This is a genomic window from Serratia myotis (genome assembly GCF_027474885.1).
Lineage (GTDB): Bacteria > Pseudomonadota > Gammaproteobacteria > Enterobacterales > Enterobacteriaceae > Serratia > Serratia proteamaculans.
The window spans coordinates 2,763,495-2,786,682 of the sequence record NZ_CP099707.1; the positions used below are offsets into that span (position 1 = coordinate 2,763,495).

16 protein-coding genes and 1 pseudogene are annotated in these 23,188 nt (G+C 53.4%); 6 read left to right on the forward strand and 11 right to left on the reverse strand.

Annotated features, from left to right (window positions below; all coding sequences use genetic code 11):
* Positions 1–4: 4 nt before the first annotated feature.
* The 4 genes and pseudogenes from NHG65_RS13135 to NHG65_RS13150 all read right to left on the reverse strand — a co-directional run bounded on the left by NHG65_RS13135 (position 5) and on the right by NHG65_RS13150 (position 6,854).
* Positions 5–1,051: a DUF5625 family protein gene (locus NHG65_RS13135; RefSeq protein WP_157765414.1), complete on the reverse strand. Its 1,047-nt coding sequence runs from the start codon at positions 1,049–1,051 to the stop codon at positions 5–7.
* Between the two features lie 78 nt (positions 1,052–1,129).
* Positions 1,130–2,545, reverse strand: a pseudogene (locus tag NHG65_RS13140) (HlyD family type I secretion periplasmic adaptor subunit).
* 81 nt (positions 2,546–2,626) lie between these two features.
* Positions 2,627–4,777, reverse strand: coding sequence for a type I secretion system permease/ATPase (locus NHG65_RS13145; protein ID WP_099062072.1), 2,151 nt, complete (start codon positions 4,775–4,777; stop codon positions 2,627–2,629).
* Positions 4,778–5,396: 619 nt separating this feature from the next.
* On the reverse strand, positions 5,397–6,854 hold the full coding sequence (locus NHG65_RS13150; protein WP_499182278.1) for an amino acid permease: 1,458 nt from the start codon (positions 6,852–6,854) through the stop codon (positions 5,397–5,399).
* Positions 6,855–7,474: 620 nt separating this feature from the next.
* Between NHG65_RS13150 and NHG65_RS13155 the strand changes: the two genes are divergently transcribed.
* Positions 7,475–8,749: a Glu/Leu/Phe/Val family dehydrogenase gene (locus NHG65_RS13155; protein WP_099062074.1), complete on the forward strand. Its 1,275-nt coding sequence runs from the start codon at positions 7,475–7,477 to the stop codon at positions 8,747–8,749.
* Positions 8,750–8,804: 55 nt separating this feature from the next.
* Here the strand turns inward: NHG65_RS13155 and NHG65_RS13160 are convergent, their stop codons facing one another.
* A complete protein-coding gene (locus NHG65_RS13160) occupies positions 8,805–10,343 on the reverse strand; it encodes a long-chain-fatty-acid--CoA ligase (RefSeq protein ID WP_207976752.1) in 1,539 nt (512 codons plus the stop codon).
* Positions 10,344–10,555: 212 nt separating this feature from the next.
* On the opposite strand from NHG65_RS13160, the gene NHG65_RS13165 reads away from it, so the two are divergent.
* Entirely contained in the window at positions 10,556–11,125 is a 570-nt protein-coding gene (locus tag NHG65_RS13165; protein WP_085116859.1) for a DJ-1/PfpI family protein, read from the forward strand.
* Between the two features lie 86 nt (positions 11,126–11,211).
* Here the strand turns inward: NHG65_RS13165 and NHG65_RS13170 are convergent, their stop codons facing one another.
* The 5 genes from NHG65_RS13170 to NHG65_RS13190 form a co-directional block, all read right to left on the reverse strand.
* Positions 11,212–11,589 (reverse strand): DUF1493 family protein, encoded by a 378-nt coding sequence (locus tag NHG65_RS13170; RefSeq protein ID WP_099063033.1) that lies wholly within the window; start codon positions 11,587–11,589, stop codon positions 11,212–11,214.
* A gap of 182 nt (positions 11,590–11,771) precedes the next feature.
* A complete protein-coding gene (locus NHG65_RS13175) occupies positions 11,772–13,226 on the reverse strand; it encodes an efflux transporter outer membrane subunit (RefSeq protein ID WP_499182279.1) in 1,455 nt (484 codons plus the stop codon).
* Position 13,227: 1 nt separating this feature from the next.
* Positions 13,228–16,383, reverse strand: coding sequence for an efflux RND transporter permease subunit (locus tag NHG65_RS13180; protein WP_499182280.1), 3,156 nt, complete (start codon positions 16,381–16,383; stop codon positions 13,228–13,230).
* Between the two features lie 2 nt (positions 16,384–16,385).
* On the reverse strand, positions 16,386–17,540 hold the full coding sequence (locus NHG65_RS13185) for an efflux RND transporter periplasmic adaptor subunit (protein ID WP_499182281.1): 1,155 nt from the start codon (positions 17,538–17,540) through the stop codon (positions 16,386–16,388).
* Positions 17,541–17,687: 147 nt separating this feature from the next.
* On the reverse strand, positions 17,688–19,202 hold the full coding sequence (locus tag NHG65_RS13190) for an MDR family MFS transporter (protein WP_261426569.1): 1,515 nt from the start codon (positions 19,200–19,202) through the stop codon (positions 17,688–17,690).
* A 43-nt stretch (positions 19,203–19,245) separates the two neighbouring features.
* On the opposite strand from NHG65_RS13190, the gene NHG65_RS13195 reads away from it, so the two are divergent.
* The 3 genes from NHG65_RS13195 (at position 19,246) to NHG65_RS13205 (ending at position 20,856) form a co-directional block, all read left to right on the forward strand.
* Positions 19,246–19,941, forward strand: coding sequence for a TetR/AcrR family transcriptional regulator (locus NHG65_RS13195; protein WP_499182282.1), 696 nt, complete (start codon positions 19,246–19,248; stop codon positions 19,939–19,941).
* A gap of 88 nt (positions 19,942–20,029) precedes the next feature.
* Entirely contained in the window at positions 20,030–20,233 is a 204-nt protein-coding gene (locus NHG65_RS13200; protein WP_017892883.1) for a hypothetical protein, read from the forward strand.
* Positions 20,234–20,310: 77 nt separating this feature from the next.
* Positions 20,311–20,856 (forward strand): shikimate kinase, encoded by a 546-nt coding sequence (locus NHG65_RS13205; protein ID WP_413477012.1) that lies wholly within the window; start codon positions 20,311–20,313, stop codon positions 20,854–20,856.
* Positions 20,857–20,901: 45 nt separating this feature from the next.
* On the opposite strand, the gene NHG65_RS13210 is transcribed toward NHG65_RS13205, so the two are convergent.
* Positions 20,902–22,029, reverse strand: coding sequence for an agmatine deiminase family protein (locus tag NHG65_RS13210; protein ID WP_099063026.1), 1,128 nt, complete (start codon positions 22,027–22,029; stop codon positions 20,902–20,904).
* Positions 22,030–22,177: 148 nt separating this feature from the next.
* Here NHG65_RS13210 and NHG65_RS13215 point away from each other — a divergent pair, with 148 nt between their 5' ends.
* Positions 22,178–23,041 carry a LysR substrate-binding domain-containing protein gene (locus NHG65_RS13215; RefSeq protein ID WP_499182283.1) on the forward strand — a complete coding sequence of 288 codons (864 nt, stop codon included), beginning with the start codon at positions 22,178–22,180 and terminating at the stop codon, positions 23,039–23,041.
* The last annotated feature ends 147 nt before the right edge of the window (positions 23,042–23,188 follow it).

The following is a 23,188-nucleotide window of genomic DNA, read 5'->3' on the forward strand; positions in this document are numbered from 1 at the left end:
CTTGTTAATAGACAGCAGTAACGCTAAAAAAACTCTCTATCCCGATAAATTCCGGCGTATTACCTAGCGTAGTGATCGTCACTGAGTAATGGCCTGGCGACAACTCAAGTATTCTCACAACTCTCTCTGAAGAATATATTGACCTCTCTTCCACATGAACGGAACGACTTCCATTTGACCTCGCAGAATTTATTTTTCTGTTATAAAAAATCCTGCCATTTCTTAGCAGTTTAAATGAAACTGAAATAACAACCCCTTTATTGTTAAAACCCCCAAACAATTTAAGTCGCCTGAACATTTCTTCATGGTTTTCTGTGTTCTTGTCAAACATCAAAGCAAACTGATAACGTCCTTCCTTATTGACCTTAAAATCAATTTTGACGGACTGCCTCGACTGAGAGATATCTATCGGCTGAAAAATATTGAGTGAGTCACCGCAGAAAGCAATACAGTAGACCCCTTGCGCCAACCACTTCGCAAACCGCCAGTCAGTATGCCACTCGCTGTTCAATCTTTCGGCTGTTGCCTTATTTTGTTTACTAACCTGAGCAAGGTTTTTCGGGGAGACATCAAGCATCATGGCAAAAGTACTAACATAATCAAAATCTGGCGTGTCGCTAATAACTCCAATCGTCGCCGAGTAATGACCAGGAGGTAAATCTATTATTTTAATATTCCTGACTAAGACAGTATTTGTCTCATATCCACGATAGAATTTATCTCTGCCAATAGTGCCTGAACTATCAATCACTTCCTCTGAAAATAGCTTACCGTCTTTGACCAGACGTAATGAAATCGGGATTTTCTCCCCCTCGTTCTGTTCATCACCGAACAGATTAATCTGCAACTTTCTTTCTTCACTATTTTCTTTCTCTTCAGAAGCGGAAAACAGCAAGGCAAACTGATAATCTCCCGTTTTTTTGACGTCAAACTGGAACTCGACGGACTGACCTATCTGCGAGACATAGATACGTTTGTATTGAACGACAGGTTCATTGCATGCCACTAATCCTATGCAGCAAAGTAGAATAAGCAATCGACGATAATCCATTAATTTTTCTCTTATCCTTATTCCCTTCATCTTGCTACCCCACAGTAATAAATGGCCCTTCTGACCATTAGCGGTTACCTAACGCTCGCGTAGGCTTTCATTCAAAGACCTTGTTAGCGGGCTCAGGAAATAATCAATCACCCGACGCTGATCGGTCTTTATTTCTGCCGTGACCCGCATGCCTGGCGACAGTCCCACTCGCCGACCATTGACCTGTACGTGATCGGACTTCAACCGGATACGACTGCTATAAATGAGTCCCAACTTTTGATCTTCGATGGCGTCGTTCGACACGTTGATAATTTCGCCTTCGATGGTGCCGTAGCGGGTAAAGGTAAAGGTTTCCACTTTAACGGTGACCGCTTGCCCGACGTGGACGAACCCCACATCCTTGTTTTCCAGCATCGCTTCCACTTCTACCGGTTGGTCTGCGGGTACAATGACCATTAGCGACTGGGCCGGTGTCACTACGCCGCCAAGGGTATGTATAGCCAGTTGTTGCACCGTGCCGGATACCGGGGCCTTAAGCCGGGTGAGTTTTTTTTGATAGTCCGCTTTCGACAGTTCCTGAAGCCGAACCTCCACTTTTTGGTTGGCTTCTTGCTGCAGGTCGAGCATCGCGCGGCGGTTTTGCGCAACTACACTTTCTTGACGACGACGCGCCTCGTCCAGGGCGGCGGTATACTGCAACACGCTGGCCTATTGCACGCGTAACTGACGTTGCAGATCCAGTCGCACCTGTTCTTTTTCAAGGTACTCATGCTGCGACACATAGTGCTTCTTCAATAATCGCTGGTAGTCCCTGGCTAATCGCATCGCAATGGGCAATGCTTGTTGCAGGTTGGCGACCTGGGACTGTGCCGACTGGATTTCCGCGCTGCGTTGGTGGATTTCCGTCGCCGCCAACGCCAGGCTGCTGTGATATTCCTGATATTGCCCCTGAAGCCAGCGCTCGGCGCTAAGCACCTGCTCAGGGTTTGCTTTGGCAATCACCCCTGCCAGTGACGCGGGAACCTGTTGCTGATTAATCGCATCGAGCATAGCCGCCGCTCGCGCACTGTCGATACGGGCTGCCAGCAGTTCACTTTGGATCCGGCTGACGTCGGCTCCAGCCGCCGTAGGATCAAGCTCAACCAACAGCTGCCCTGCTTTCACCGCTTGGCCGTCATTAACGTGAATTGCTCTGATCACCGCCGTTTCACTCGGTTGGATCAGTTTGGTTTTACCATTAGGGACGATCTTTCCCGGAGCAACCGCCACGATCTCGATGTGGCCCAGACAGGCCCAGAGCAATGCCAATACGGCAAAACCCATGATGCTCCAGATGAAAACTCTCGGGGCCGGATGAACCGGCGTTTCCTGCAGTTCCAATGCCGAAGGCAAAAACTGTAATTCATGGGCGAGGCGCGGTGGTACATCCATGCTTTTACGTCGTCGCCAAGACTGAAGGCATACGTGGCGATAGCGCTGGTATAAAGAAAACGTGTCACTCATGAGAAAGTTTCCTCCTTGAATCTGCGTCGGTTGAGCCTGGCCCCGCCTGCTGCGGGGGCCGCCGGTCGAACGGCTGACTTGTCAACCCTGCTGCATACGATACAGCCGAGAATAGTGCCCATCCTGGCGAGCCAATAACTCGGCGTGAGTACCCTGTTCTGCGATCTCCCCGCACTCCATAACGAGAATTCGATGAGCATCGCGGACCGCTGACAACCGGTGGGCGATGATAATGACCGTGCGTTCCTGGCAGATACTTTTCATGTTCTGTTGAACCACCCGCTCAGACTCATAATCCAGTGCACTGGTGGCTTCGTCGAAAATCAAAATGCGCGGATTACCGATTAAGGCCCGGGCGATGGCCACGCGCTGGCGCTGACCACCCGAAAGTGATGCCCCGTGTTCACCCACCATGGTGTCGTAACCTTCAGGCAGTTCCAGAATGAACTCATGGGCACCGGCCATATTGGCGGCGTGCATTACCACCTCGAGTGGCGCACCCGGATCGCTCAGCGCAATATTTTCCCGAATACTGCGGTTGAACAGCATGTTGTCCTGCAGCACGACACCAATCTGCCGGCGCAACGAAGACACATCGGCCAAGGCCAAGTCCATGCCATCAACCATCACCCGCCCACGTTCCGGCACATAAAGTCGCTGTAACAAACGGGTCAAGGTGCTTTTGCCCGAACCGGAACGACCGACCACACCAATGATCTCTCCGGCACCAATCACCAAATTGATGCCACGTAGTACCTCAGATCCGTCGGGCCGATACCGAAAATGCACCTGTTCAAACTCTACCCGCCCCTTAAGTGGGGGGACGGCGCTGCGAGTCGCCTGAGACAACTCAGTCCGGGCATTGAGAATGTCCCCCAGTCGCTGTACCGAGACCCCGGTTTGTTGAAAGCTGGTCCACAGTTGTGCCAGCCGCATGATCGGACCACTGACACGCCCCGCCAGCATATTGAACGCAATCAGCTCGCCCACAGACAGTTGCCCCTCTATCACCAGGCGGGCCCCAAGCCAGAGAGTGGCTACCGTCACCAATTTGCCAATAAGTGAGACGCTTTCATTAGCGAGAGTAGATAAGGTCTGTGTTTTGAATCCTGCGGCTACATACGCCGCCATCTGGCTTTCCCATTTGCGAACCACCTGGGGTTCTACTGCCATGGACTTAAGGGTGTCGATGCCGTTTATCGTTTCAACCAGGAACGCCTGATTCTCGGCACTACGCGTGAAACTGTCCTGCAACCTTTTACGCAACAAAGGCGTCACTAACATCGAGACCAGGGCATAAAGCGGCAAGGACACCAGCACAACGAGGGTCAGCCAGCCGCTGTAAAAGAGCATTACCAGAATGAAAACCAGAGAAAAAAGGACATCAAGCATCAGCGTAATGGCGTTGCCGGTGAGAAAACTGCGGATGTTTTCCAGTTCACGTACCCGGGCAACCGAATCACCAACCCGGCGGGCCTGGAAGTAAGCCAGCGGCAAATTAACCAAATGTCGAAATAGCCCTGACCCCAGCTCCACATCGATACGGCTGGTAGTATGAACAAACACGTAGCTGCGCAAACCGCTCAGGGCCGATTCGAAAAGCATGATGCTCAACAACCCGGTAGCAATAACATCAAGCGTGGTAAGGCCATGATGTACCAGCACTTTGTCCATGACGACCTGAAAAAACAAAGGTGTAACCAGTGCAAACAGCTGCAGGGCAAAAGAAACCAGTAATACCTCCCCCAACAATTTGCGGTATTTGACGATCGCCGGGATAAACCAGGTGAAGTCAAAACGCGAGGGTTCACCGGACAGAACGTTACTGGAGCGCACCAGGACCAGTTTCCCCGTCCAGCGTTGTTCAAATGCCTCGACGCTGATCACTTCTGGTCGCCCCGAGCGCGGATCCTGGATCAAGGCTTGCCCCTGATCCAGCTTGGCTAAAATGAAAAATGTCCCATCCCGATCAATGGCAATGGCGGGCAAGGGTGTGTGTTCAAGTCTGGCGACCTTGATGTGAACGACCCTGGCCTTTATCCCCGATTGACGGGCAGCCAAGAGCAATTCATTCAGCGTCACCCCTTGATTAGAGGTAGCGAACTGGTGTGAGATTTGCTCTGGCGAAAGGGCTATATTGTGAAACCGGGCTAACATCACCAGACAAATAAGCCCGGTATCCATCTCCGGAGGGGAATTCACCCTATCACTATTCACTTTTGGTTCTTCCATAATGCATCCTTGCCTACCTGGTAAGGCCATGTAATTTATGAAGTTAAATGGCTGCGTGTTAAATAATTAAAATTGATGATTATTTTAATAAAAAGACTTAAATTCGTATTTTCCAGTTAACTATCTCATGGGAAATACAGTTGACTATTACGCCAGTTTTATTGATATTTAAAATCGGATTTTAGTTCGTGATTATATGTTTTTTAATTAGATTCATCCGGGTAATGGATATATAAAACTCATCGATCAATTAATAACACAAAGCTATACTCCAAGCCCACAACAAGTAACCACCGTTAACGTTCACAAGTAAAAAATAAAAAATTAACCCTATAAAATAAAGAGTTAAAATTAAAATAAAAGGCATAAAAAATCACACACAAAGAAGATGTAAAGTAATGCACCTAGTAACGGTTATAGATACAGCTTGATTAATTTATTCACATGATGAGTTTACATATAGGTATGTGCTGTCCAACAAGTACCACATCGTCGGTCATGCCAATGCCGACTTTATCGTTTAAATCGTTTTAGGTAGACCCGGGCGGGTTATCCTGCTTTTTGGCGAGGGCTTCTTAGGGGGCGCCCTCGCTTTTTTTTACGCTTTAACCAATGCTGACTACTCAGCCTCATGGCTACGTTGGTAAAACACGTAGTTTTCCTGCGTCAGGCTATTTTTAACTCTGAAACGCCACACCAGCGCCAGAGCGATAAACCACAGCGGCATACTGCACAACGCAATCAGCGTATCTCGGTCGAAAATCATCAGTACCAGCGTAAAAACGAAGAACGCTAACGTCAGCCAGGTCATGATCACCCCACCCGGCATCTTAAAGGTAGAACGCGCGTGCAGTTCGGGCTGCTGCTTACGGTAGACCAGATAAGCCACCAGGATCATGCCCCAGCTGTAGACCACCAGTATCGCCGCCACGGTCGAGACAATGGTAAACAGCGTCATAACATCCGGCATCAGGATCAACAGCATGGTGCCCACCACCATGCAAAAGCAGGAGAACATCAGGCTGCGGATCGGGATCGCCGTGGTGCGGGACAGTATTTTGAACTGCCCGTGGGCGTGTTTCTCCATCGACAGGCCATACAGCATACGGGTGCTGGAATAAACGCCGCTATTGGCCGAAGACATCGCCGAGGTCAACGCCACAAAGTTAATCACCGCCGCCGCCGCGGGCAAACCGGCCTGGTCGAACAACATGACGAACGGGCTGCTGTCTGGTGAGACGTGGCTCCATGAGGTCACTGCGATAATCGCCAGCATTGAGAACACGTAGAAGATGATAATCCGCACCGGGATAACGTTGATGGCCTTCGGCAGAACCTTTTGCGGATCCTTGGTTTCGGCCGACATGGTGCCCAGCAGCTCAATACCGGTGCAGGAGAAAATGGCAATCTGGAAGCCGGCAAAGAAACCGAAAATACCGTGCGGCATAAAGATATTGGGGTCGGTGATATTGCTCACCGAGGCTTTAACACCGTCCGGCGAGGTCCAGCCGATAAACACCATCCAGGCGCCAGTCAGGATCAACGCGATAATGGCTATCACTTTGATGATGGCAAACCAAAACTCCGCCTCGCCGAACATCTTCACCGACAGCATATTAAACAGACACAGCAGGCCAAGGGTCAGTAACGCCGGTAGCCAGGGGGAAACCTCGGGGTACCAATACTGCACGTAACCACCGCACACCACCACGTCGGCGATACAGGTCACCACCCAGCTCAACCAGTAGGACCAGCCGAGAAAAAAGCTGGCTTTGGGCCCCAGGTATTCGGAAACGAAATCGGCAAACGAGCGGTAGTCGAGCTTGGTCAGCAATAACTCCCCCATTGCCCGCATCACCATAAACATAAAGAAGCCGACAATCACATAGGTCAACACAATAGAGGTGCCGGAAAGTGCAATGGTTTTGCCAGAGCCCATAAACAACCCGGTACCAATCGCGCCGCCAATGGAAATAAGTTGAATATGGCGTTCGCTCAGGCCACGTTGCAATGTTTGGGCGCAGTCGTGCCCCTCGGTTGAAGGAGTATTCAACCGATGTTGCTTACTTTTTGTCATGGTGTTACCTGTCCGTCATCAAGGCGATTAAGCAGCTTGTTGTCGCTGCAGCAGGAGTGAAACGCCGCTGGCGTTCTACCGGCAAAAAAGAAATTCAGGCCAAACGCTGCCTGCCCTTTTGTTAAAGGGAAGTAAATATCTGTACGTCTCAGAAAACCACTGTTCGAACTGAGCGGTAGCCCACATTGAGCATGCGAAGCATGAGCGTGGAAATTAAAGGTCTTTATATCAGTGGGTTGTAATTATTCCCGGTTAAGAAAAAAACGCGACCAACGCAGATTTAACATGAATTTAACTCTGGCGTCAGGAAACGGCATTGTCAACACGACACTTAAATAAAATGAAACTTTTTGATCACATTCAAGCTTCTGAAAAATAGATAAAAACGAGTTTTATGCATTTTTTATGCATAAAGAATGCTTACTCAGGGCAACCTCCAAACAAAAGTAATTAACTATTCATTTTTACCCCTCAAAACCTGCTGGAAACCGGCCCGCAGCCCGATGAGGGGGGGCTAACAAGCTGCGTTTTTAATGGTAAATTTAGCGTCGCAAAAGTGTTATGCACTTAGTAATCCACGGTTAAACAAAATAAATACCTCTATATAAAAAAGGTTGGTTATGGAAAAGCTATCCTACGCTTCAGAAAGCAGCACAACGGCCTGGGCCACCTATCTGCAACAAATCGACCGCGTTGCACCTTACCTGGGTGATCTGTCGCGTTGGGTTGATACCCTGCGTCACCCTAAGCGTGCGCTGATCGTTGATATCCCACTGCAGATGGACGACGGTTCAATCCGCCATTTCGAAGGCTTCCGCGTTCAGCACAACCTGTCGCGCGGCCCAGGTAAAGGCGGCATCCGTTATCACCCGGACGTTGATCTCGATGAAGTCATGGCGCTGTCGGCTTGGATGACCATCAAATGTGCGGCAGTCAATCTGCCTTACGGTGGTGCCAAGGGGGGGATCCGCGTCGATCCTTTCAAACTGTCTGAAGGCGAGCTGGAAAGATTGACCCGTCGCTACACCAGCGAAATCGGTTTTATCATCGGGCCACAGAAAGACATCCCGGCACCGGACGTCGGTACCAACTCCAAAGTGATGGCCTGGATGATGGATACCTACTCCATGAACCACGGCACTACCATCACCGGCGTGGTTACCGGTAAGCCTATTCATCTGGGCGGTTCTCTGGGTCGTGAGAAAGCAACCGGTCGCGGTGTGTTCGTGACGGGCTGTGAAGTGGCGAAACGTCTGGGCGTGCAAATCGAAGGTGCCAAAGTTGCGGTTCAGGGCTTTGGTAACGTCGGCAGCGAAGCCGCCCGCCTGTTTGTGGGCATCGGCGCGCGTGTGGTGGTGATTCAGGACCACTCCGCTACCCTGTTCAACGCCAACGGCATCGATCTGGTTGCACTGACCGAATGGCAAGCCAAGAACAAGATGATTGCCGGTTTCCCTGGCGCCAGCGAAATCGAAAGCGAAGCTTTCTGGTCTGTTGACATGGATATCCTGATCCCAGCCGCGCTGGAAGGTCAGATTACCCGTCAACGCGCAGAAATCCTCAGCGCCAAACTGGTTCTGGAAGGCGCCAACGGCCCAACCTACCCAGATGCGGACGACGTGCTGCGTTCACGCAACATCACCGTAGTACCTGACGTAATCTGTAACGCCGGCGGCGTGACCGTCAGTTACTTCGAGTGGGTACAGGACATGGCCAGCTACTTCTGGAGCGAAAGCGAGATCAACGAGCGTATGGACAAGATCATGACCGACGCTATGGTTCACGTTTGGAACAAAGCCGAAGAGAAAGAGTGCAGCCTGCGCACAGCGGCTTATATCGTCGCCTGTGAGCGTATCCTGACCGCACGTAAAGAGCGTGGCATTTACCCAGGTTAATGCGTTATCTCTCCCGGCTTGCGTTGCAGGCCGGGAGTCTTTCAAAGTGATCCCTTTAGCGCAGCAGCCGCTTCATCACCTTGCCGGTACTGGTCATCGGTAACCGTTCAACAAATTCAACGATACGCGGATATTTAAACGCCGCCAGCCGCTCTCTGGTCCAGGCTATCAACTGATCTTCACTCACCGTTTCATCCACATCCTTTAACACCACCACCGCTTTGATCTCTTCGCCGAGTGACGGATGCGCTACACCAATCACCGCCACAAATGACACCGCCGGATGACGGATCATCAGTTCTTCAACTTCACGCGGGTAGACGTTAAATCCGCCGCGGATAATCACATCCTTCGATCTGTCGACGATAAAATAGAAGCCATCGGCATCACGGCGGGCCAGGTCACCGGTTCGGAACCAGCCCTTTTCCAGCACCTCGGCCGTCGCTTCCGGGCGGTTAAGGTAGCCTTTCATCACGTTGTGGCCACGCACCGCAATCTCGCCTACCTGATCTATCTCCGTCAGTGTTTTACCGGTGACATCAACCAGACGAACTTCAATGCCCCAAATGGGCTGGCCAATAGAGCCGACTTTATTGACTCGGCCCGGGTGGTTAAAGGTCGCAACCGGGCTGGTTTCCGATAAGCCGTAACCTTCCAGAATATTCACGCCGAAGCGCTGGGCAAAGTCCTCGATAATTTGCACGGGTAAACTGGCGCCACCGGATACCGCCATGCGCAGATTTTTACGTAACAGGACAAGGTCCGCGGTGTCATCCAGCGCATTCAGTAACGCCCAGTACATGGTGGGCACCCCGGCAAAAAAGGTGATGGCGTGTGTTTGCATCAGCGCGATGGCCTGCTTCGCATCAAAACGCGGCACCAGAACCAGCGTCGCCGCCAGGGCAAAGCCGGCATTCATCTGTACGGTGGAACCAAAAGTATGGAATAGCGGCAGTGTCACCAAATGGCGATCGGGCTGTTTTACCGAGCTATTGAACAACTGTACCGAACCCAGCGCGTTCAGCACCAGGTTGGCGTGCGTCAGTTCAGCCCCCTTGGCGCGTCCGGTGGTCCCGCTGGTGTAGAGGATCACGGCGGTGTCCGACTCCAGCGTGGTGGCACTGTCAAAATCGGTGGGCTGGGTGCTGATAACCTGGCTGAAACGGTCACCTGCCAGCGGCAGGCTGTCGCCGATAATGATAAAATCACGGCACTGTTCAGCAGTGTCAAACGCACGTCGCGCCTCTTCCCCCAGCGTTAATCCGTTACCGCCCTCAAAGCAAAAGAAGAGCACCGCCTGCGAATCCTGCAGGTAGTATTCAAACTCCCCCGCCTTTAACAATGTGTTCAGCGGCACCACCACTGCGCCGGCTTTTAGCACGCCATAATAGATAGCCGGAAACTCCCAAATATTGGGGCAGGCCAGCGCCACCCTTTCGCCCGGTTGTACTCCCCGGGCAATCAGCAGGTTGGCGACCTGATTGGCCCGTTGATTCAGCGTGGCGTAGTTAAACTGAGTCTCCTCCTGCACCAACGCCAGACGATCCGGAAATGAACGCGCACTCTCTTCAAGCAATGTAGCCAGATTTAGCATGGGTTTTTCTCGAAAGCAGAGACCGGGCAAGCCCGGTGAGTCATCGACTGAGATACTGCGCTACCTCGCTGAGGTTGATCTCCCTGAACAGCCTGAGGCGAAAAAGCCACGGCAATGAAAAGTATAGACCAGGTCATACCAGCGTACAGGTTCGCGTTCCACCGCCCGATCGACTATATGTTAGGGATCATTCCCCCTCCGGAGAGCCCCTGATGAGCAAGAAAAAGATCCTGATGTTGGTCGGCGATTATGCCGAAGACTATGAAACCATGGTGCCGTTCCAGGCGTTGCAAATGATTGGCCACCAGGTGGATGCGGTGTGCCCTGATAAGGTCAAAGGTGACTACATCATGACCGCCATCCATGATTTTGATGGCGCGCAGACCTACAGCGAGAAACCCGGCCACCGCTTTACCCTCAACGCAGACTTTGCGGCAGCAAAAGAAGAAAACTATGACGCCCTGTTGATCCCCGGCGGCAGAGCGCCCGAGTATCTGCGCCTCAACCCGCAGGTCATCAAGCTGGTGCAGGCCTTTGACGCGGCACGCAAACCGATCGCCGCCGTCTGTCACGGTCCTCAGCTGCTGGCCGCCGCCGGTATATTGAAAGGCAGAACCTGCAGCGCCTACCCGGCCTGCGCCCCCGAAGTACAATTGGCGGGTGGGCACTTTGCCGACATCGGTATCGATCAGGCCCACGTCGATGGCAATCTGGTAACGGCTCCTGCGTGGCCGGCACACCCGCAATGGCTGGCGAAATTTGCCGAGCTGCTGGCTGAATAACGTCATTAAAAGGCCCGCAATCAAGCTGCGGGCCAATATTTTACTTTGTCTGTCCATGGGTTAATTATTCCGCCAACAACCCAGTTTTACTTTAATTGTTCAATCAGAAAATGGATGTCATAGAGCCAACGCCTGGCGCGTGCAGATCGCACCAGCATATAAACATACAGCGGTCGGATCCTTTCCATCTCAAGATCCCAGTAATTTCCACGTCGGTTTGAAGATGAAAATAATAACGTCGACTTTGACTCCTGACGGAAATACAGCTCATGATTGTAATTACTGCTGTCAATTCGGAAGAGATCGAAGTAGACGCGCATCAGCGTCTCCGAGCTGGGTAAAGACAGATTTAGCTCTTTGTTTATTTCTGTTTCAAGCGTTACGTCTATCCCCTTTTTAAGGAGACCGGGCACATTATACTTATCAACCACCGAAATAACCTGTTGCTGAATATCACTATCCATTTCAACCTCAATGTATTTGGCCGCGGGAATGATGCGATAACATTCAGACCCTGCTTCAGGTGGCGAGTTCTGCCACCGGCGGCTATTTTCCTTTTCTTTACAATTTCACCACAGAATGAATATAAAAATACGCAGAGTGTTGTCACCACACTGCGTAATAAGATGATTACTCGTGGTCAATTTTATTGTGTCAGGGAGCTATTATTGGCAATGACGCCATCGCCCTGCTTCTCCGCCGTAATACCGCCACCCAGCACCTTATACAGCGTAATCAGGTTTTGATACTCGGTTTGTTGGGTGGTAATCAACGACTGCCGAGCGGTATACAGCGTGCGTTGCGCGTCCAGCATCACCAGATAGGTATCCACCCCATGGCGATAACGCAGTTCCGCCAGACGGTAATACTCCTGCGAGGCCGCCACATAGCCGGTTTGCGCCGCAAGCTGTTCCTGAATAGTCCCTTTGCGCGCCAATGCGTCGGCGGTTTCCTGAAACGCCGTCTGCACCGCTTTCTCGTAGGTGGCGACGTAAAGGTCTTTCTGCGCCTTGGTGTAGTTCAACTGAGCGGTGTTATAGCCGCCGGTGAAGATCGGCAGGCTAATGCTCGGCGCAAACGACCAGACCCCCGCCCCCTTGCTGAACAGCGATGACAGTTCCCCGCTGCCTATTCCGCCGCTGGCGGTCAGGCTGATCGACGGGAAGAACGCTGCACGGGCGGAACCGATGTTGGCGTTGGCTGCCTTCAGGTTATGTTCGGCTTCCAGCACGTCCGGCCGGTTCAGCAGCACCTGCGAAGATACATTTGCCGGCAGGTCTTTCATGATGCCGGACAGCGCCGCGATATCCGTGGGTAACAGACTCTCCGGTACGCCTTGCCCCACAACCAGATCCAGCGCGTTTTTCGCCTGCGCCACGCTGGTGGTGTAGCTGGCTACGTCCGAACGCGCCTGCTGATATACCGTGTCCGCCGAAGCCACATCGACCATCGACAAAATGCCGTTTTGCTGATTTTTGCGCGTCACGTCCAGCGACAATTTGGCGCTGTCCATGGTGCCTTTGGCGGCGGCCAGGTTGCTGCGCTCAGCCGCTACGTTTACCCAATCGGTCACGATATCGGCGATCAGCGTCAGGCGGGTGCTTTTTGCCGCCTCCGACTCGGCAAGATAGGTTTCAAAGGTCGAGCGCGACAGGCTGCGGTTCTTGCCGAACAAGTCCAGCTCAAACGCGCTGGTGCCGGCCGTGGCTTCGTAACTCTGGCTGATCGCCGTGGCATTGCCATTTCCGGTCAGTGCCCGGCCACGACTGCCGTCCACACCGGCGTTAATGGTGGGGAACAGATCGGAACGCTGCTCGCCATAGAGCGCTCTTGCCGATTCAATATTGGCAATGGCCTCCCGCAGGTCACGGCTGCTGCTCAGCCCCATCTCGACCACCTGCCGCAGTTTGGCATCGACCACATAGTCGTGCCAGGGAATATCAGGGTAACTCAATGACAACTTACCGGAGGGGGCAGCATAAGCGGCGCCCTGTGGCAACGTGGAAGGTACCGGTGCCTGTGGGCGCTGATAGTCCGGATCCAGCGAGAGACATCCCGTCAGCAATAACGGAAATGTCAGAGTAATTAAACGTTGCAGCACATTATTCTCCTGCCTGTGGCGCCGTATTTTCTGTCGGTTTGGCGGCGGCGGTTTTGCGTGAAAACATCCGGCGTACCAAGACGTAGAACAAAGGAACAAAGAAGATCGCCAGTATCGTTGCCGTGATGGTGCCGCCAATAATCCCGGTGCCGATGGCGATACGGCTGTTGGCTCCGGCGCCGCTGGACACCGCCAGGGGTAACACACCGGCGGTAAACGCCAGCGAGGTCATCAGAATCGGCCGTAACCGCATGCGGGAAGCCTCGACCGCCGCGGCGATCAGCGTTTCGCCCCGCTGGTATTTCTCTTCGGCGAATTCAACGATCAGGATGGCGTTCTTGGCCGACAGGCCGATGATGGTTAACAGCGCCACCTGGAAGTAAATATCGTTTTCCAGTCCGCGCAGGGTGATCGCCAACAGCGAGCCAACCACGCCCATCGGCACCACCATCATCACCGCAAACGGAATTGACCAGCTCTCATACAGCGCGGCCAGACACAGGAACACCACCACCAGTGAAATGGCATACAGCGAGGCTGCCTGCCCGCTGGTCAAGCGCTCCTGATAAGACAGCCCGCTCCAGGAGAAGCTGCTGGCGGAGGAGTATTTCGCCGCCAGTTTTTCCATCTCATCCATCGCCGTACCGGAACTGGCACCGGCTGCGCCCTCACCGGTGATCTCAAACGATGACAGACCGTTGTAGCGTGACAAGTTTTCCGGCCCGTAGATCCAGTGGGAAGAGGCAAAGGCCGAGAACGGTGTCATGCTGGTAGTGTCGGTACTGGAGGTCCCTCGCACAAACCATTTATCGAGATCTTCCGGCTTTGAACGGTATTCCACATCACCCTGCATATAGACTTTTTTCACCCGGTTACGGTCAATAAAGTCGTTGACGTAGGTGCTGCCGAAGGCGCTGGTGAGAGTACTGCTGACGTCGCTGGCACTCAGCCCCAACGCCTGCAGTTTGTCATTGTCGATCTCCACCTGCAGTTGCGGGGTGTCCGGTAAGGTATTGGCGCGCACCGCACTCAGGCTCGAATTTTCCCCCGCCGCCGCGATAATCTGATCGCGCATCACCTGTAACTCCGCGCGGGTGGTCGCCCCCTTGGCCTGCAGTTCAAAGGTGAAACCGTCGGACTGGCCAAAGCCATCAATCGCCGGTGGGCTCATCGAGAACACCTGGGCGTCGCGGATCTTGGCGAAGTGCGCCATCGCACGTTTGGCAATTGCATCGGCGGTATTGGCACTGCCGGCGCGCAGACTCCAGTCTTTCAGGCTGACGAAGGCCATACCGGCGTTTTGTCCGCTGCCACTGAAACCAAAACCGTTAATGGTGAAGATAGTGCTGACGTTGGCCTTCTCGTCGTTGAGGAAGTAATCCTTCACCTCGTCGCTGACCGCAGAGGTACGGGCATTGGTCGCCCCGGCCGGCAGCGTGTACTGCACCATCACCACGCCCTGATCTTCATTGGGCAAGAAGCCGGTCGGCAGCCGCATGTACATCACGGCGGCGGCAATCAGCAACAGGCCGTACAGCAACAGATAGCGCATCGGGCTGTGGATCACCCGGCCGACCTTGTGGGCATACTTCTCCTGCAGGCGGTTATAACCACGGTTAAATTTGCCCAACAGGCCTTTGTTGGTCAGTTCCTCATGTGCGGGTTTCAGCAAAGTGGCACACAGCGCCGGTGCCAGCGTCAACGCCAGGATCACCGACAGCACCATAGAAGCGACGATAGTCACCGAGAACTGGCGGTAGATCACCCCGGTGGAGCCACCAAAAAACGCCATCGGCAGAAACACCGCCGACAGCACCATGGCAATGCCCACCAGTGCGCCGGTGATCTCCTTCATCGACTTTTCCGTCGCTTCACGCGGTGGCAGTTTCTCTTCCCGCATCACACGTTCGACGTTCTCCACCACCACGATGGCATCATCCACCAACAACCCGATCGCCAGCACCATGCCAAATAGCGTCAGAGTATTGATCGAATAGCCGAAGGCAGCGAGTACGCCAAAGGTCCCCAACAGCACCACCGGCACGGTAATGGTCGGGATCAGCGTGGTGCGCAAATTCTGCAGGAACACAAACATCACGATCACCACCAACACCACCGCCTCGACCAGCGTTTTCACCACTTCTTCGATCGAGATATTAATAAAGTCGGTGCTGTCTTTCGGATAGGCCACCTTGTATCCGTTTGGCATCGAGGTTTGGTATTCCGCCACCTTGGCCTTGACCAGTTTTGCGGTATTCAGCGCGTTGGCCCCGGCGGCCAGCTTGACCGCAATACCCGATGCCGGATGGCCATTCAAACGGGCACTGGAGGAGTAATCCTCATTGCCCAGCTCAACTCGCGCCACATCCCCCAGACGCACCAGGGCCCCGCTGCTGTCACTTTTCAGGATGATATTACGGAACTGCTCCGGCGTTTGCAGCCGCGACTGCGCCTTCACCGTGGCGGTCAATTGCTGATCGGCACCGGACGGCAAATCGCCGACCTTACCGGCAGAAACCTGGGTATTTTGCGCCTCAATGGCCGTTTCGACATCGGACGGCATCAGTGAATAGGACGCCAGTTTGGTCGGGTTCAGCCAGATGCGCATCGCGTATTCTGACCCGAACACCTGTACGTCACCGACACCGTCGATGCGCGACAGCGGATCCTGAATATTACTGACCAGATAGTCGGATATGTCCGCCATGCTGGCCTTGTCGGTTTCGTCATACAGCCCGACGATCAACAAAAAACTGCTCTGGGATTTTTTGACCGTCACCCCTTGGGCCGTCACCTCGGTCGGCAAACGGCTTTCCGCCTGCTGTACCTTGTTCTGCACCTGTACCTGAGCGATGTCCGGGTCAGTGCCCTGATCAAAGGTGACGTTGATACTTACCGAGCCGTCAGAGCTGCTGGTCGCCGAGAAATAAAGTAGCCCGTCCAGACCGGTGAGCTGCTGCTCAATCACCTGGGTGACGCTGTTTTCAAGAGTCTCCGCATCGGCCCCTGGATAGGTGGCGGAAATGGAAATCTGCGGTGGCGAGACGTCCGGATATTGAGAAATGGGCAGCGAATTGATCGACATCAGGCCGCACAGCATGATGATGATCGCAATCACCCAGGCAAACACCGGGCGGCGAATAAAGAACTGCGCCATGGTTACTGCTCCCCGCCGTTAGCTGCGGCGCTATCCGCCTTTTTTTTCACCTCAACCGCCTTGACCTCAACGCCGGCAGCCACTTTATTGGTGCCTTCGACGATTAACCGATCGCCGGCATTCAAGCCTTTGCTGACCAACCAGTTGCTGCCGATAACCTGCTCGGTGGTGACCGTGCGTTGCTCCACCTTGTTTTGCGCGTTAACCACCAGTGCGGTCGCTTCGCCCTTGGCATTGCGGGTAATACCCTGCTGCGGCGCCAAAATCCCTTTGGGATCGACGCCGTTGTCTACCCTGGCGTGCACATACATCCCCGGCAGTAATTCATGCTCAGGGTTAGGGAACACGGCGCGCAGCGTGACAGAACCGGTAGACTCGTCCACCGACACTTCCGTCAGTTCCAGCTTGCCGGGGTGGGTATAGGGCGTACCGTCTTCGAGTTTGATCGCCACTGGCGTGACATCGTCACGTTGCAATGAAGCCTGTTGTTTACGCAGCTTCAGCAGTTGACTGCTGGACTGGGTGAGATCGACATAGACCGGATCAAGTGCACGAATGGTTGCCAGAGCATCAGTCTGGCTGGCGGTCACCAGCGCCCCCGGCGTGACCGAAGAAATACCGATACGGCCGGAGATCGGCGCGCGTACCTGGGTATAGGCGAGATTGATTTTAGTGGTTTCCAGTGCGGCTTGATATTGCGCGACGGCGGCTACCGCTTCCAGATAGGTCGCCATGGCGTCATCCGCATCCTGTTTGGAGACGCCATTCTCTTTCACCAGCGCGGCATAGCGCTGGGCCTTCAGACGGCTTGAATTGACCGTGGCCTGGGCGCTTTTCAACTGGGCTGCTGCTTGATCGTAACTGGCCTGGTAAGTCGCGGGGTCGATTTGATACAACACCTGACCGGCTTTGACCTCCGCACCTTCGGTAAACAGGCGTTTTTTGATGATGCCCTCCACCTGCGGACGAACATCTGAGGTCATGGTGGCGTTTACCCGGCCAGTCAGGTCACTGCTCAGCGTGACCGCTTGCGGCTGCAGCGTTGCCACACCCACCTCCTGTACGCTGCCTGCCCCGGTAGGTGCACTACCGGTTTGGCCATCACAGGCGGCCAGCATCAGCGACAGGCTGACCAGTAAAACCTTTTTCCTTTGCATCAACTTTCTATCCTATTGAGAACGTTTATTCTCAATATATAGAAAGCGATGTTTTTAGTCTGACAGGGTTACGTAAGGATTGAGTAAAAGTGCATCGCAGAGCATGAGGAAACCGGTACGCCTGCCTTTCACGTACCGGCTCAGGGGTTATTTCTTGCGCAGAGGCACATCTTTCAACAGCCAGGTCAGGGCGAAGGCCAGTGCCATCACCCCCGCCGCAATCTGATACACCGAGTGGATCGCCCCGCCGAAGGCCTGCAAATAGTCGTGTTGCAGTTCCGCCGGCAGATGGTGCACGGCATCGGCGCCCAGTGAACGAGGCAGCTCCGCACCTTCCGGCAGCAAGGTGGTCAGGCGGCTGTGCAGTACATTGGTAAAGATCGCGCCGAACACCGCCACGCCGATGGAACCGCCTATCGAACGGAACAGCGTGGCGCTGGAGGTCGCGACCCCCATATGTTTTGGCTCAACGCTATTTTGCGCCGCCAGGATCATCACCTGCATTACCATACCCAGTCCCAACCCCAGCAGGCTGATGTAGAGATACAGCAAATGCACCGGGGTCGAGTTTTTCAGCGTCCCCAACAACACCATCCCCGCCAGCGCACACAGGGTGCCAATAATCGGGAAAATACGGTATTTACCGCGCTTGCTGATTAACCGACCGCTGACGATCGAACTGAGCATGATCCCTCCCATCAGCGGCAGCAGTTGCATCCCGGCCTGGGTCGGCGTTGAGTCCTTCACCACCTGCAAATACAGTGGCAGGAAGGTCACCGAACCAAACAGCGACATGCCAACGATAAAACCGATCAGCGCACAGAGCACAAAGGTGCGGTTGCGGAACAACCCTAGCGGAATGATCGGCTCGCTCGCCAACCGTTCTTCGTAGATAAAACCGCCCAACGACACCAACGCAAAGGCCAAAATGCACCACAGTTGGCCATCAGACCAGGCCATGACCGTACCGCCCTGGCTGGTAAACAGGATGATGCAGGTCAACGCGGCAGCCAGATAACTGGCACCCAGAAAGTCAATTTCGTGCTTCACCCGGTTAACCTTGGACTGGAACACCGCACCGATCACCAACAGCGCGAAGATCCCCAGCGGCAAGTTGATATAGAAGATCCAACGCCAGGAGAAATGCTGTACCAGAACCCCACCGATCAGCGGGCCGACTACCGTCGCCAAACCAAACACCCCGCCAAACAGCCCCTGATAGCGCCCGCGATCGGCCGGTGGAATAACATCACCGACCACCGCCATGGTCACCACCAGTAACCCACCGCCGCCGAGTCCCTGCAGCGCACGCATCAGGATTAACTGTGTCATGTTCTGCGCCAGCCCGCATAACACCGAGCCGAGTAAAAACACCACAATGGCGATCTGCAGCACGATCTTGCGACCGAACAGATCGCCGAACTTGCCATACAGTGGCACCACAATGGTTGATGCCAACAGATAGGCCGTCACTACCCACGAAAGATTCTCCAGTCCGCCGAATTCGCCAACGATGGTTGGCAGCGCGGTGGAGACAATGGTCTGATCGAGCGCCGCCAGCAGCATCACCAGCAGCAGTGCGGAGAACAGCAAACGGATCGAGGGTGCCTGTTCAGATGCCCTGCCGTTATCTTCGTTGCCCGCCAGATTATCAATACCCATTTAACTGAGCCTGCTTGTAATTAATTAATCGAGTAATTAATATATGAGTTATTCATTTCTCCGGTCAATGGATCTCACCGCGATGACAGCACAAAACGTTCAAAAACCGCGCCGCCCCGGTCGCCCTAGCGGCAGCGCTAATGGCGCAGAAAAACGCGAGCACCTGCTCAACACGGCGCTTAATATGTTTGCCCGTCAAGGCATTGCCGATACTTCGTTGAACGCCATCGCCCGTGAGGCTGGTGTCACTCCAGCCATGCTGCACTACTACTTTCACAACCGTGAACAGTTGCTGGATGTATTGATCGACGAACGTTTTCTGCCGGTGAGGCTCGCTGCCAGCAGCGTTTTTGACGCCAATGCGGACGACCCCGTGGCTGCCATTACCCAACTGGCGCAGCGGTTTATCGATATATCCAACGAACATCCGTGGTTCCCCCCGCTGTGGCTGCGTGAGGTGATGAGTGATAACGGCGTATTGAAGCAGCGCATGAACGAGCGTTTTGGTGATACCCAACGTAAATCTGCACTGCAATCGATCATCCGTTGGCAAGCGGAAGGCAAACTGCATGCCGGGCTGGAGCCCTCGTTATTGTTTATCACCCTGTTTGGCATGACGTTGCTGCCGCTGGCCACCGCGCCCAAATGGCAGCGTGATGACAGCAACCCATTGAGCGCCGATGTCATCGCCCGTCATGCCATTACGCTGCTGACCCACGGCCTGGGACCAAAGCGCTGAGGTATTGAAAACAGACATTAATGATTTTACGTTCGGTCGGAGAAATGAGAGATTATGACCTCACCTCTTTAGGATAAAAGGTTTAGCTATGAAGCAGGAAAGGCTCAAAAGATTAAAGCTGGTCGCGGGCGTCTCTTTTACCGTCTATTTGATAACCCATATCAGGGAGTTTCACTTCCCCGGTTCGTTGTTTAATGCCTGCCTTGCTTCAATCATCGTCACCCTGCTTTATGCCTTCCTTTCCAGCCACTTCTGGAAAAAGTATGTTTTGAAACTAAAAGATGAAGGCTAAATTTTTATAAATAAAAAATATTTAAACCCCTGTACTAAGTTGATTCTAACGATGAGACTAATGTTGGTGGAGAAGGTATGGCAGATTATATTTTTCTGATAGGTCCCGGCGGTGCTGGTAAAAGTACCGTTGGCAAAATCCTGTCTGCTACGCTGGGATATAATCTAATAGACCTCGATGATGAATTCTGCGAAAGAATCATGAACATTAGAGACTATATCCGTTCTTATGGTTATGGTTCCTATCTTGAGAAGAACTCCGCATTACTGGAAGGTCTTCTTAATCAGCGTTCTGGCGATAATATCCTGTTCATTCTCTCTTCAGGTTTTTTATCTACGGACATTCGTTCAGACATCGTGGAATATAATAGAAAATTAATAAAAACCAATGGTTTTTCCGTGTTACTAATGCCATCCCGTCACTATGAAGAGGCTCTTGAATGCATTATGGACCGACAGCTGAACCGAGGCTTATCTCTGGTCAGGGAGAAAGAGCAAGAAAAATTTAGTCTACGATTTCATGAGTATTCTGAGATAGGAAATCTAAAGATTTTTTCGATGGAAGCGCCTGAATTTATAGCCTGTGAAATAGCGAACCAGCTTGGCCGACGGCCTGCCCACTGAGTAATAATAGGCAGGGCCAAAGCTGGCCCTGCGCTGTTGGCGGGTTTAAACGGCCGGCAGTTGGTTGGTCACACAGTGAATACCGCCGCCGCCAGCGGCGATGGCATCAATATCCAATTGCACCACTTCACGATCCGGATATAGCTCGTTCAATAACCGCAACGCTTCAGCATCTGCCTCCGGGTCGCCAAACTCGGGGGCGATGACCGCACCGTTGATCACAAAGTAATTGATGTATCCCGCAGCAAAATCCGGGTTCCCTTTGCTGAAACGGCTGCGACGCGGTTCCAGCGGGGGCGACATGGTGTGCACCTGTAGCTTGCGGCCATCGGCATCGGTCGCTTGTTTGAGGATCGCCAAATGCGCCTGGGTGACTTTATGGTCGTAAGAGTCGGGATCGGTGTCCAGATTGGCCACCACCACTCCCGGACTGGCAAAGCGGGCATAGAAATCGACGTGGGCATCGGTAATATCCTTACCTTTAATCCCCGGTAGCCAGATGATTTTGCGCAGGCCGAGCATCTCTTTCAACTCTTGTTCTACCCGGTCACGGCTCCAGCCTGGGTTGCGGTTATTGTTGACCCAACTGCTCTCGGTCATGATTCCGGTGCCATGACCATCCACTTCTATGCCGCCGCCTTCGCCTACCAGTCCACTGCGCCGTATATTAGCGACGCCGTAATGATTAGCTTCAAACGCTGCCAGCCGCGCATCATAGGTGTGCTGCTGTTTGTTGCCCCAGCCGTTAAAGTTAAAGTCCACTGCCCCCAGTTTGCCCGTATCGTTGATGACAAAATTGGCGCCAATATCACGCATCCAAATATCATCGAGTTCGGTAACAATATAGGTCACATTGTGGCTGCCGCATTTCTCCTCTGCCAACCGACGCTCGCTCTCGCGGCAGAATACTGTTAACGGCTGATATTGAGCGATGGCGCGAGCTATCCGTCCCAGGGCACTCTGCACACCCGAAGTATAATCAGCCCAAATAGCCCGCTGGGCCCCGAAGGCGATAAACGCGCGTTGTTGCTCCTCGCCTTCATCCGGCATGCGCCAACCCTCTCCGCGCCCGGCCTGCGCTGCATGGGCGGGTAACGTCAGCCCCATGGATGCCGTTAGACTCATGCCGGCAATCAGGGATGCCTGCTTAATAAATTCACGACGCGTTGACATGTTTTGCTCCTGTATTGCCGTCATTGAGATAAGGTATTCTGTTCAGTGAAAGACGGCGTGATTTCGATGTGATACATGTTAATGCTTCCAATACGGCCATAACAAACGATACATTTAGCGGACACCTGATTAGATAGGCTTATCAATAATGCTAAAACACTGGCCCCCGATGAACGCGTTACGTGGGTTTGAAGCCGCAGCCCGCCTGGGCAGTTTCCACCAGGCCGCCGATGAACTGCACCTCACTCAGTCGGCCATCAGTCAACAGATACGCAGCCTGGAAGCCTTTCTGGAACAACCGTTATTTTTCCGCAGCGGTCGCAGCGTCAGCCTGACCGACGCCGGGCACGATCTCTACAGCACTGCCCAGGTGATGCTGCAACAACTGGCGGTCGGCATCCGCCGCCTGGATCAATACCGCAAACCCAACCAACTGATCGTCAATACCACTCCGGCATTTGCCCGCCACTGGCTGGTACCGCACCTGAAGAGCTTTAATCGGCTGCACCCGGATATCGACCTTTGGCTGTTCACCAGCTTTGATCCCCCGGATATGGTGACGGAAACCGTCGATCTGGCGATCCGCGACGATCTCAGTGCGCAGGCTGAATGCAGCTTCCAGATACTGCATCAGGATCGGCTCTATCCAGCTTGCCATCCTGACCAGCTAAAACTTGACGCTGAGCACCGCACCACCCTGCATGGCGAGCGTGAGATGGACTGGAGCCATTGGGCCGTTCAGGGCGGCGTCAATCTGGGGCAAAGCAGCCATGGGTTAAATTTCTCAGACCCGGGCCTGCTATTGGACGCCGCCTGCGATGGTCTGGGCATCGCGCTGATCAGCCAATTGCTGGCACAGCAGGCACTGGCAAAAGGGGTATTACAACCGCTGACGGAACAAAGCGTGCGCGGTCCCCACTGGGCCTGGCTTGTTCATCGTGACAGTGAAAGCAGCCCGCATACTCGGCAGTTTTGTGAGTGGTTGCTAACTCAATTGCCGCCGCCAATTTAACGTTCCAGCTCACGGATCCAGGCGGCAGATAAAGCAGGTCGGATTGAGCGGTGCTACCTTCAATCAGGCGCCCTTAAAACCTCATAGAATGGCGCTAAGTGATTGTTGAAATTGAATTCACCTGTCATCGTTCAATTCGAAAAGGAA